This is a genomic window from Actinomyces sp. ICM58 (assembly GCF_000283035.1).
In the GTDB taxonomy this organism is placed as follows: domain Bacteria; phylum Actinomycetota; class Actinomycetes; order Actinomycetales; family Actinomycetaceae; genus Pauljensenia.
In genome coordinates, this window is the sequence record NZ_ALIY01000180.1 from 22,062 (window position 1) to 34,622 (window position 12,561).

General features: G+C 68.3%; 6 protein-coding genes. All 6 read right to left on the reverse strand.

Annotation, left to right across the window (positions count from 1 at the left end; all coding sequences use genetic code 11):
• Window positions 1-42 precede the first annotated feature (42 nt).
• The 6 genes from HMPREF1138_RS08175 to HMPREF1138_RS08200 all read right to left on the reverse strand — a co-directional run bounded on the left by HMPREF1138_RS08175 (window position 43) and on the right by HMPREF1138_RS08200 (window position 12,508).
• Complete coding sequence (locus HMPREF1138_RS08175) at window positions 43-1,008, reverse strand: AAA family ATPase (protein WP_009058572.1); 966 nt, start codon at window positions 1,006-1,008, stop codon at window positions 43-45.
• Window positions 1,009-1,049: 41 nt separating this feature from the next.
• On the reverse strand, window positions 1,050-7,199 hold the full coding sequence (locus tag HMPREF1138_RS08180) for an Ig-like domain-containing protein (RefSeq protein ID WP_009058588.1): 6,150 nt from the start codon (window positions 7,197-7,199) through the stop codon (window positions 1,050-1,052).
• Window positions 7,200-7,385: 186 nt separating this feature from the next.
• Complete coding sequence (locus HMPREF1138_RS08185) at window positions 7,386-9,854, reverse strand: ATP-dependent Clp protease ATP-binding subunit (protein WP_009058584.1); 2,469 nt, start codon at window positions 9,852-9,854, stop codon at window positions 7,386-7,388.
• A 365-nt stretch (window positions 9,855-10,219) separates the two neighbouring features.
• On the reverse strand, window positions 10,220-10,672 hold the full coding sequence (gene dtd / locus HMPREF1138_RS08190; protein WP_009058598.1) for a D-aminoacyl-tRNA deacylase: 453 nt from the start codon (window positions 10,670-10,672) through the stop codon (window positions 10,220-10,222).
• Entirely contained in the window at window positions 10,672-11,841 is a 1,170-nt protein-coding gene (gene ygfZ / locus HMPREF1138_RS08195; protein ID WP_009058576.1) for a CAF17-like 4Fe-4S cluster assembly/insertion protein YgfZ, read from the reverse strand. Before ygfZ ends, dtd begins: the two co-directional genes overlap by 1 nt.
• A complete protein-coding gene (locus HMPREF1138_RS08200) occupies window positions 11,834-12,508 on the reverse strand; it encodes a heme-binding beta-barrel domain-containing protein (RefSeq protein WP_039937584.1) in 675 nt (224 codons plus the stop codon). The genes ygfZ and HMPREF1138_RS08200 overlap by 8 nt, the downstream gene beginning before the upstream one ends.
• Between the last annotated feature and the right edge of the window lie 53 nt (window positions 12,509-12,561).

Genomic DNA, 12,561 nt, shown 5'->3' on the forward strand with positions numbered 1-12,561 from the left:
GTTCCCTGCGCGTCCCTTCCATCGCGGTCGCAGATCGGCGCGTTACGCGCCCACCGCCGGGGCGGGCACCGAGGTCAGGGCACGCTGGATGACGCCCTCGGAGGTCGCGCCCGAGAACGCGGCGTCCGGGTCGACGATGATGCGGTGCGCCCACACGGGCACGGCCAGGGCCTTGATGTCGTCGGGCAGGACGAAGTTACGGCCCTGCGCGGCCGCCCACACGCGGGCGCAGCGCACCATGCCGATGGCGCCACGGGTGGACACACCCAGCAGCGAGGACTCGTCCTCGCGGGTTGCCTCCGCGAGGGCGGCCACGTAGTCGAGGACGGCGCGGTCCGTGTGGTTTCCCGAGGCCAGGGCCGACCAGGCGACGATGTCCTTGCCGCTCACGAGGGGACGCAGATTCTTCGAGCGGTCGGGCGCGGCCGAGCCGTCGAGGACGTCGATCATGGCGGCGCGCGAGGGGTAGCCGATGGAGGTCTTCATGAGGAAGCGGTCCAGCTGGGCCTCGGGCAGCGGGTAGGTGCCGGCCTGCTCGACGGGGTTCTGGGTCGCGATGACCATGAAGGGCTGGGGCGCGGGGCGGCGCACGCCGTCGACCGTCACCTGGGCTTCTTCCATGACCTCCAGGAGCGCGGACTGAGTCTTGGGCGAGGCGCGGTTAATCTCGTCGGCCAGGACGATCTCCGCGAAGACGGGGCCGGCGTGGAAGACCCACTCGCCCGTCTTCTGGTTGAACATGTTGACGCCCGTGATGTCCGAGGGCAGCAGGTCGGGGGTGAACTGGATACGCGAGTGCGTGCCGTCGATGGTGGCGCTGATGGCGCGCGCCAGCGCGGTCTTGCCGGTACCGGGGGCGTCTTCTAGCAGGAGGTGGCCGCCGGCGAACATCGTCGTGAGCGCGAGTCGCACGGCCTGGCGCTTGTCCAGAACCGCGACCGACACGCCGTCGACGAGGCCCTTGAAGACCTGGGCGAACCGGGTTGCATCCTCAATGGAAAGGGTCATGAGTTGTCCTACGTTTCTAGTATTGCTCGATCAGGGGTGGTCTATTCGACTCGGCAGCTCTTCACGACGTCCCGCGCATTCAGCTCTCGAGCGGTGATTGCTTCCGTCAGGATACCCGGTATGCTCGGCGTGTCCCGTGAGAAGCGGAATTCGGTGTCCTGGGCGGGGCGCCCGGTGCTGACCGTGCAGACGAGCGTGAGTCCCGATCCGAACTGGGAGGCTCGTTTCGCCGTCAGCGTCATCGAGCCGCATTCCTGTCCGTTCGAACACGTGGTTTTTCCGTTGAAAGCCGCGTCGATATTTTCCGCGGCTTCGGTTGTTGTGAAGGTGGCTTCGACCTGACGGTGTGCCCCGCCAGTACTGACCATTTCGACGACAACCGTGTACTGGTTAACCGGCGCCAGACCCGAGACCGTCCACGAGGTCATCGGACCAGTGAACGTCTGCTTGGTCGACCCTTCCATCCCCTTCACCCACACGCTGGCCTGCGCGAGGTTAACGCCGGCGGGCACAGTCCACGACACAGCCGCGCTGTTGATGTAGGGGGTCACCGACACGTTGAACACGGGGATCGGGGTGTCGTCGTCATCATCGGGGCCCGAGCGCTGGCCGTTGCCGACCGTGCCGGAGGCCGAGACGACCGGGCTCCAGACGTAGGAGCCGTCATCCTTCTTGCCGCGCTGGCAGAAGTAGAAGGTCATCGTCGAACCCGGGGTGAGCGGGCCGATATTAAAGTCACCACGGTCACCGTTGTTGAAGGCGACGGGATTGCCGGGGGCCGTGCACCCCGCCGCGCTATCCGCGTAGAAGAGCTCCAGGTCGTTGACCGTGTAGCCGTTTCCTTCCTTCAGGCGGGCATTGGCGATGCGAAGCTTGCCCAAGGCGTTATCCGAGGGCGGGCCCAGGCGCGGCGCGTCGGGGGCGAGCGGAGTGGTCTTGGCCTCGTGCTCGGGCTCGAGCGCGGGCGGGGTGTAGTTCTTGGCGGGCGAGGTGGCCGAGCGGCCTCCCGTGTTGCTCACCGTCACGGTCGCCCGCAGCACATCCGCGCGATTGACGGTCATGGTCGTCGTGCCGGTTCCGTTCGTCTCGTTGCCAGAGCCACCGGACACGGTCTTGGATTCACCGTTGACGGTGACCGTCGTGGTGCCCCAGCCCTCACCGCCGGACTTGAAGTAGCTCCACGTCAGGGTGATCTCAACCTTGTTGCGGTCTGCCGCGTTGCGCACGGTTGCGTTCATGATGGAGGGCGTGTCCGGGTCCGCCAGGGGTGCACTCGGGGTTGCCTTCGCGCCGAACGAGGGCGCGGACTCTCCCTTGGCGTTGCGTGCCCGCACCGTCACCGTGTAGGTCTGGCCGTTCTTGAGCCCCTGGATGACACAGGAGGTCACGCCGGTGGTCTCGCAGTAGCCCGCCTCGCCGTTCGCGGTCGTCGCGGTCGCGATGTAGCCGGTGATCGCAGAACCGTTGTCGACGGGAGCGGACCACGACGCGCTAATCGTCGTGTTTCCGGCCGTCAGCTGGGGGGTACCGGGGCGTCCAGGGGCACCGGAGATCGTGATGGTGTTCGAGGCCGTCGAACGCTCGGACTCGCCCTCCTTGTTGACCGCAACCACGGTGAAGGAGTAGGTCTGGCCGTCGCTCAGGCCCGCGACGTCACAGACGTTGGTGGAGCAGGTGGCGACCTGGCGTCCCGTCTGGTCGTAGACGCGGTACTCGGTGATCGGGGAGCCATTGGACTCCGGCGCGTTGAAGGTCACGCGAGCACCATTCGATCCCACGCCCTCGGCCGTGACGCTCGTCGGAGCGGCAGGCTTGCCCGTCACCGTGACCGTGATGGTTCCCTGGACGGCTCGCGCGGGGTCGCCCAGCTTGTCGTTGACCTTGAAGCCGACCGAGATGGTGCCGGACGCACTCGGGGTGACCGACACGGTCGTGCCCGACGTGGCGACCGCCGCGCTGCCCGCAGACAGCGTGGCGCTCTCCAGGGTGATCGGCGACTCCGGGTACGGGTTGGTCGCGGAGGACGCCACGTCGACGCTCACCGTATCGCCGATCTTGGCGGTCAGCGTGTAGGCGGGCACCTGGATGAGGGGCTTGTCGGAGACGACGACCTCAACGGGAATCTGCGCGCTGACCGTGTTGTTGTCCTCGTCGGTGACGCTCACCGCGATCGACCCCGCGGAACCTTTCGGGGTTCCCTCGGGGGCGGACACGGTCAGGGTGGTGCCCGACAGGGACGCCGTGATGGTGGACGGCGAGGAGTCCATCGCGTAGGTGAAGGTCGTGACGTCCACGCCCTCGGGGTCGCGCACGCCGAGCGCGAGGTTCTGGGTCACGGCCTCGCCGCCGGCCTCGACGCGGATCGCGGTCGGAGTGAAGGTGGGCGGCTGATTCTTGGTCGCCTTGATGCGCACGGGCAGCGACAGGGAGGCGCTCAGCGCGCCGGCGTCACTGCTGTCGCCGTCCGCGACCTGGATGAGGAACGCGGTGTTGCCCGAGAACGAGGCGTTGGCGGTCAGGGTGAGCTGCGTGTCCGAGTCAGCCACGACGGAGTCGAGGCCGTTCTGGGGCACCGGGGAGGAACCCTCGACGAGGCGCGGGGTGCGCCCGGCGCGAGTGATGACGTAATCCGACAGGTTGATCGTGCGCGAGGTACCCGCGTCCATCTCGATCGGCAGGTTCGCCGAGCTCAGGAAGGGCGCGGTCGAGTCGCGTCCGGGGATCGTGACGACGGCCGAGTTCGTGAGGCCATCGCGGTCGGTGATCGTGTAGACGACGAGGCGCTTGGAGTCCGTGACGGGAATGAGCAGCTCGGAGCCGGAGACGCTCACGCCCGCCTCGGCGGTGGTCACGGTCAGCTCGTCGATGCTGCCGTCGGGGTCCTCGTCGTTGTCGAGGACCTTCACGCGCACGGCGGAACCATCGGTCGGCAGGTCCTCGTAGGCGACGTAGTCGTCGCGGGCGATCGGCGCCTTCAGGGGCGCGTCGTCCTGGACATACACCGTCAGCGTGCCGCGCGCGACCCCGCCGCGGCCGTCGCTCACCGTGTAGGACACGAGGTAGGTGCCGGCCTGGGAGGGCGTGTGCACCTGGACGGTCGTGGTCGAGCGGACCTGGGGGTCGAGCTCGGGCGTGGCCGTCTCGAGGCTGCCCTCTTCCAGGGTCAGGGGATCGCCGTCCGGGTCGAGGTCGTTGGCCAGGACGTTGACGGTCACCATACGGTCGGGTCGGGTCAGGACCGTGTCGGGCACGGCGACGGGGTTCTGGTTGAGCGCCGGGACGGGCGTGACGGCGACGCGCACGCGCGCCGAGGCACGGGCGCCCTGGCGGTCCTCAACCGTGTAGGTGAAGGAATCAGTGCCCGACGCGTCAGCGTTAGGCGTGTACTCGATCCACGTGGCCTTCGCGGTCGCCGACCCCTTCTGCGGCGAGGAGTCCAGGCTCTTGAGGGTCACGGAGTCGCCGTCCGGGTCGATGCCGTCCAGGGTCACCGGGATCCGGGCGGTCTGCCCGGCCGTCGCCCACGCCGTGATGTCGCGGGGTCGCGGCGCCTGGTTGGAGTCGGAGGCGGCCAAGACCTCGAAGGTGACGGTGCTGGAGGCGCGGTTGCCCGCGGAGTCGATGACGGAGTAGGTGACGTCCATCGTGCCGGGGGTGTCCCCGGCCTCAAGGCGCACCTGGTTGCCGGTGACGAAGGGCGTGCCCAGGGCGGTGGTCGGGTCGTACTCGAGCGTCGACTCGACCTGCAGGTTCAGGCCGGCCGGGGAGCGGTCGTTGGACAGGACGGACACGGTGCCGACGTCGCCGACGCGCACCTTGGCTCGGTCGGGCTTGAGGACGGGCGGCAGGTCCGTGCGGTCGGAGGCACCCGGGATGACGGTCACCTGGGCGGTGGCCGATCCCTGGCCGTTGGTCACGGAGTAGGAGAAGGACACGCTCTTGTCGAGGCCCGCGGGCGCGGTCACGCGCAGCAGGTGGCGGTCGATGAGGGCGACCTCGAGGCCGGGAACGGAGGAGGAGTCGATCGAGGTGATCGTCAAGACGCCGCCCGTGGGATCGTAATCGTTGCCCAGGGGCGCCACCAGCACCGAGCCACCCTGCGGCAGGACCGCGGTATCGTCCTCGGCGACGGGCGGCAGCGCAGTGGCCTCGACGACCTCGACGCGGATCATGCCCAGCGTCGACGCGATGCCGTCGGAGACCGTGTAGGCGAAGGAGTAGGAGCCGGGAGAAGCCGCGACAAAGTCGATGGTGCCGCGGTCCAGATCCGGCGTGATGGAGGCGCCAGCGGGCGCGCCGGACACGGCGGCGAGGCTCAGCGAGTCGCCGTTGGGATCCGTGTCGTTCTTCAGCGGGTCGAGGGTCACCGTCTCGCCGGGGTGGGCCTGGTAGAGGTCACCGTTGGCCGTGGGCGGCAGGTTGCCCGGATCCTGGACGTTGACGGTGAGCTCACCGCGCGTCTCGCCGCCCTGGTCGTCGGCGACGGTCAGGACCACGGTCTTGGGGCCGGCGGAGCCGCCCTCCTCGGTGATGGTCAGGGAGCCGTCCTCGGTGAAGGTGACGCTCAGCCCCTCGGGGGCCTCGGCGTTCTTCAGGTAGATCGGGTCGCCGTCGGGGTCGCGCCAGTCGCTCAGCGCCTGGTACTGGATCTGGGCACCCGCGCCGATCTTGACGGAGGAGGCTCGCAGCTGCGTGGGGGCCTCGTTCTGCCCGTAGGGGTGGATCGTGACCTGCACGCGCGCGGCGGCGGACGCGAGGCCGTCCGAGGCCTCGTAGGAGAAGGACGTCGATCCGGTCTGATCCACGCTCACGCCCGTGATCTGCAGGGCTCGTCCCGAGCGCGCGGCGGTGACCGCGCCCCACGCCGGCTGGGAGGTCGGGGAGGCGGTCAGGACGTCTCCGTCAAGGTCGGAGTCGTTGTCCAGGACCGGCAGGATCGTCGAGCGCCCCGGGCGGATGCCGAACTCGTCATCCACTGCCTCGGGCGGGGTGTTCTCCTCGCGCTGCTCGGGGTCGGCGATCTCGTTAGTGAGCTGGGGGCTATCCTGCTCCTCCTCGGTTTCCTCGAGCTGGTTTTCGACCTCGTCCCAGTTGTCCATGAGGACCATGTTCGAGTCGGGCAGCCACACGCTGCCCTGGGCGACGTCGTTGAGGACGATGGCCTTACGGTTGGTGCGGAAGACGATCTCGCGGGCGCTCGTGAGCGTGTCGACGACCTGCTGCCTGTTGGAGGCGGGGTCGTCGCACGAGCGCAGGTAGGCACCCGAGCCGGTCCAGGCGCCGTAGGCGCAGCCCTCGTGGCGCACGGGGGCCGCGGGGGTGCCGACGGGCGAGCCCTCGGCGGCTGGGGTGATCGTGGGAGCGGCGCCCTTGAGGGGGATCGTCACCAGGGTGGAGGGGGTCGCCAGGAGAACGGAGTCCGCCTTGGGACCCGCCTGCTGGAGGACGCCGCCCTCCTCGACGCCGGCGGCGCTCAGGTTGAGGGTGCGGCCGCCGGGCAGGAAAAGAGTGTTGGACGCGGAGTCGAGGGCGACGACCTGGTCGCCGACGACCGTCATGGACAGCTGGGCGTCGGCGGGGATCCCCTCGATCGTCGAGGTCGTCGCCTGGTCGACGGAACCCTGGCGCTTCACGGTCGTCAGGGTGCCGGAGGAGGAGAGGGCGTAGACGGTGCCGTCCATACCGGTCACGAAGGCGCTCGCGCCCATGTTCGAGGCCACGGCGGCGCCGTCGGAGAGTGCGGTGGGGCTCGGGGAGGTGGCCGAGGTCGTCCACAGTGTGCCATCCGCCGCATTGAGGACGCCGAGGACGTCTCCGCCCTGCATGACGGCCGAGCCCGCGGGCAGCGCCGTCGGGGACCCGAGGGACACCTGCGTAACATTGACCGGGGCAACAGTAAGTGAGGTCAGGTCGGAGACAGTGACGGTTTCGGCGGACTGGCCGACGTCGAAGTTGGTAGCCTCCGTCCGCAGCGCCCCGTCAAGGATTCGGGCCTCGTAGTCGAGGTGCCCGACCATCTGCTTGGACTTGTTTGTCACCCAAATTCCGCCATCGTTGACGTCAACCTGGGTGATTTCGGCACCCTTGTAGATGACGCCGGCGACGCAGAGCGCAACAACGACCAGCATGAGGACGAGCGCCGGCAGGCGTCGTCTCGCGCTGGTCAGGTTTCGTCGCGCTTGTGCGTTCATAGACCCTCTCTCATATCACGAATAGTGCCTCGCAGATAGTGTGACATGACTTCGCAAGACATCCATGGTTAATGAGAATCTATCAGAGGTGTGATTACTTGACAACCAGAGAGCGGCCCATCCATGTGAGACGGGCCGCTCTGAGGTAGCGCAGGGTTTGTCATCCCTGGACAATTGGCGAGTAAATCACTCTCCGTTGAAGGTGAAAGTCCGCTCCTTACCCTCTCCAGTGACGCCAACCGTGACAACCTGACCGGATTGCAGCTCTCCAAACAGGATGCGCTCGGACAGCGCATCCTCAATTTCCCGCTGAATCGCGCGACGCAGCGGGCGCGCGCCGAGGACCGGATCAAAGCCCACATCGGCCAGCAGTTCGCGAGCCTCATCCGTCAGCTGCAGGCGCATATCCTGCGCCTCCATCCGCTTGGCCAGCTTCGCGATCATCAGGTCGACGATGCGAGCAATCTCCGGCTTCGTCAGCGGCGGGAACACGATCGTGTCGTCGACACGGTTGAGGAACTCGGGACGGAAGTGCTGCTTGAGCTCCTCCGCGACCTTCGCCTTCATGCGACCGTAGTCGTGCGTCGAGTTATCCGCCGTCTGGAAGCCCGTCAGGACACCCTTGTTAATGTCGCGGGTACCCAGGTTCGTCGTCATGATGATGACGGTGTTCTTGAAGTCCACCTTGCGACCCTGCGAATCCGTCAGGCGCCCCTCCTCCAGGATCTGGAGCAGCGAGTTGAAGATGTCCGGGTGAGCCTTCTCAACCTCGTCGAAGAGGACGACCGAGAACGGCTTGCGGCGCACCTTCTCCGTGAGCTGGCCACCCTCGTCGTAGCCGACGTAGCCGGGAGGCGCACCGAAGAGACGCGACGCCGTGTGCTTCTCCGAGAACTCCGACATGTCCAGCTGGATCAGAGCATCCTCGTCGCCGAACAGGAACTCGGCGAGGGCCTTCGCCAGCTCGGTCTTACCCACGCCCGTCGGGCCCGCGAAGATGAACGAGCCGCCGGGACGGTTCGGATCCTTCAGACCCGAGCGCGTGCGACGAATCGACTGTGCGAGGGCCTTGACGGCCTCGTCCTGGCCGATGACGCGCTTGTGCAGCTCATCTTCCATCTTGAGCAGCTTCGCGGTCTCCGTCTGAGTGAGGCGCACGACCGGGATACCCGTCGACATGGCCAAGACCTCGGCGATCTCCTGATCCCCGACCTCGGCGATCTCGTCAGACTCGCCGCCCTTCCACGCCTCCTCCTTCGCCTTGCGCTCATCGGAGAGCTTCGACTCCTCGTCGCGCAGCGACGCGGCCTTCTCGAAGTCCTGATCGTCGATGGCCGCCTCCTTGTTGCGGCGAACCTCGGCGATCTTCTCGTCCAGCTCGCGCAGCTCCGGCGGCGCAGTCATGCGACGGATGCGCAGGCGCGCCCCTGCCTCGTCGACCAAGTCGATCGCCTTATCGGGGAGGAAACGATCCGAAATGTAGCGGTCCGCCAGCTCGGCGGCCGCCTGGATCGCGGCATCCGTGATGATGACGCGGTGGTGCGCCTCGTAGCGGTCGCGCAGGCCCTTGAGGATCTCCACCGTCTCCTCGACGCTGGGCTCCTCGACCTTCACCGGCTGGAAACGACGCTCGAGAGCCGCGTCCTTCTCGATGTGCTTGCGGTACTCGTCGTTCGTCGTCGCCCCGATCGTCTGGAGCTCGCCGCGCGCCAGCATCGGCTTGAGCATCTGCGCAGCGTCGATCGAGCCCTCTGCCGCACCCGCACCCACAAGCGTGTGAATCTCGTCGATGAACAAGATGATGTCACCGCGCGTGCGAATCTCCTTCAGGACCTTCTTCAGGCGCTCCTCGAAGTCGCCGCGGTAGCGCGAACCCGCAACCAGCGAGCCCATATCGAGGCTGTAAATCTGCTTATCCTTGATGGTCTCGGGCACGTCGCCGTGCACGATCGCCTGGGCGAGGCCCTCGACAACCGCCGTCTTACCGACACCGGGCTCGCCAATCAGGACCGGGTTGTTCTTCGTGCGGCGCGACAGGACCTGCATGACGCGCTCCATCTCGACGCGGCGGCCGATGACGGGGTCCAGCTTGTTCTCGCGCGCGGCCTGCGTCAGGTTGCGGCCGAACTGCTCGAGGATCGCAGAGTTCGAGCGCTCGGGACCACCCGAGCCGCCCACGCCCGCGCCCACGGACTCGCGGCCCTCCTCGTCACCACGCTGGTAGCCGCTGAGCATCTGGATGACCGTCTGACGCACCTGCGCCAGGTCCGCGCCCTGCTTGGTGAGGACCTGGGCGGCCACGCCCTCGCCCTCCTTGAGGAGGCCGAGCAGCAGGTGCTCCGTGCCAATGTAGTTGTGGCCCAGCTGGAGGGCCTCACGCAGGCTCAGCTCGAAGACGCGCTTCGCGCGCGGCGTGAAGGGAATGTGACCCTCAACCGGCTTCTCGCCCTCGCCGATGATCTCAATGACCGAGGCGCGCACGGCCTCGCCCTTGATGCCCATCGTCTCCAGGGCCTTCGCCGCGACGCCCTCGCCCTCAGAGATCAGGCCGAGCAGCAGGTGCTCCGTGCCGATGTAGTTGTGCTTAAGACCGCGGGCCTCGTCCTGCGCGAGCACGACGACACGGCGTGCGCGATCGGTAAAGCGTTCGAACATGTCTCTCCTTGCTTCGGGGCAGGCACCGCAGCTCGGCACACACCCGTCCCAGTTGACTGGTTACAGCCTACGGAAAGCTCCGGCGGCGTGCGCGCGCTTTCGCCCTCGGCGCAGGGACCGGGTCTGGGTCACGGGGCCTCGGTCGCGGTCCGGGGCCAAGCAGAGTTAGGGAGCGATGACGAGGCCGGTGCAGCGAGAAGCAATCTCAGCGTTTCCCCGAAACCAGACCTGCGAGCCTCCCCCAAAGTCGCACGTAATTTACCTTGGTCAGTTTTCGACTGGCGCCACAAACGTTGCAATTGCAACGACCATAATTCAAAACCTGAAAGGTTGACAGGGAAATTACGTGCGAGGTTGTGGGGGAACTATGCCTCGACGAGGACCGTGAACGGGCCGTCGTTGACCAGGCAGACCTCCATCATCGCCCCGAACTGGCCGGTTTCCACGTGCAGGCCCCGGCCTCGCAGGTCGGCGACGACCGCGTCGACGAGGGGCTCGGCCTCCTCCCCGGGAGCGGCGTGCGCCCACGACGGGCGGCGCCCCTTGCGGGTGTCCCCGTACAGGGTGAACTGCGAGATCACGAGAATCGGGGCACTCACATCGAGCGCGGAACGCTCGTCGTCGAGGATGCGCAGCTCGGCGATCTTGCGGGCGACCGTGGCGACCTGGTCGGGGCCGTCGCCACGCTGGACGCCCAGGAGGACGACGAGGCCTTGGCGCGTCTCCCCCACCATGGACGAGCCGAAGACGAGGCGGCCGACGACGCGGCCGTCGACCCGCACCTCGCCGGAGGTGGCGCGCTGGATGACGGCGCGCATCAGCGCGACCCCAGGGCCGAGCCGAGGCCGCCAAAGCCCGTGGAACCGCCGCGCTGGCCGGCCTCGCGGGACAGGTCGGCACCCGGGCGGGTCTGCGGCGAGACGGAGGACTTGCCGTGGACGGGCACGATCTCCTCCTGGGCGGCTGCGACGCCGTCGATGTCAAACACAGTGGTCACGGGCACGGCGCGGGCGATGAGCGCGAGGGCGATCGTGCCCTCGTCCGCGTGGCGGGCCGAGGAAGTGATGACGCCGACCTGGCGCCCGCCCACCTTGATGGGTGTGCCCGGCGCGGGCAGGTCGGAGCGAGAGCCGTCCAGCTGCAGGTACGTGAGGCGGCGCGGGGGCCGCCCCAGGTTCAGGACACGGGCGATGGTTTCCTGCCCGCGGTAGCAGCCCTTCGACGTGTGGACGGCGGTGCGCAGCCAGTCGACCTCGGGCGGGATCGCGCGGGCGTCGGTCTCGCGCCCCAGGCGCGGCTTCCACGCGGCGATGCGCATGGCCTCCCACGCCAGGTACCCTGCGCGGCGACGCGAGCCGGCCTCGGGACAGGCGGACAGCCACGCGGCCTCGAACTCGTCCGCACCCTGCCGTGAAACAGCGTGAAACATCATGGGGGTACGCGCGCCGGGATGGCGCGCTCCCTGGAAGTAGGCGGCCCCGCCCTCGACCACGCCGGGCCACGGGTCCTCCCAGGTCCACAGGTGACCGGGGAGGCCCACCACCGACTCACGAGTGTTCGCGCCCGCGCGCGCCGAGGAGAATACGACGACGTCGCGCTGCTCAACGCTCACACGCAGCGCGAAGCGCATCGAGTCCAGGAACTCCACGAATCCCGAACAATCCGCACGCTCCACGATCAGGTGCAGCGCGGTCCCGTCGTCGCTTGCGCCCGCCCAGTGCTCGACGCGTCCCTCGGGCGAAAGAATCAGCAGCTCGCGGCTCGCGCCGGGCACGAGGCCGGTGACGACCTGGGAGGCGAGCGACGTCAGCCAGGTGAGCCGATCGGCCCCCGACACGGAGATGACCGCCAGGTCCGGGCGGCGCACCAGCGCACGCCCGGACTCGAGGGCCCACTGTTCCCCCGACGGGTCCCCGAAGTGCGGGGTCGCGCCGAAGGAGGCCACGGCCTCGTCGACGAACTCGGAATCGAGCGCGGACTCAGACAAGGAAACCGTCCCGGGAGTCGTCGATGCCGTCGATGACCTCGCCGGAGTCGGTCGAGGCCTGCTCGGTGCGGTGCAGTCGGCCGGAGATTTCGACGTCGGCCTCGTCCTCGCCGTCGAGCGTGCGCTCCTGCGTCCACATGAGCTCGCCGGCGACCAGGCCGAACATGCGGCCCAGGTGCGTCAGGCGGGTCGCGTCCGCGCCGAGCGCGATCGCGTCGGAGACCATCTGCACGCGCGGGCCGACGCTCACGCCGTCCCACACGGCGCTGTGGCCCTCAGTGGAGGCGGACGTCGCCGTGAACTCGCGGGAATTGTACTGGCCGGGAGGCGGCAGCGGCGCGTCGGAGGGGGCGACGGACACGTACAGGGTCTCTTCGCTGATCAGGTCGCCCTTCTGGATCGCGGCCAGGCCCTGCGCGGCGTCCCACGTGGGATTGATCGGGGCCGAGGCCTCGCCCGCGTACACGCGGGTCACCAGGCGCATCTGCTCGCCGACGACGTCACCGCGGATCTCCTCGACGACGGGGGTGTCGGCGGGAGCGTCCTCGGCGGACCGATCCTGGCCGGGGGTGGGCGCGACGGCGCGCATGCCCCACCCCTCCCAGGTTCCGAGCATCCACGCGACGGGAGCGACGAGTGCGGGCAAGTCATCGGGTATCACCATCATGCCTCCAGCCTATCGCGTGGGGCGGGCGCGCACCGCGCGGCGCGGGGGCGAAC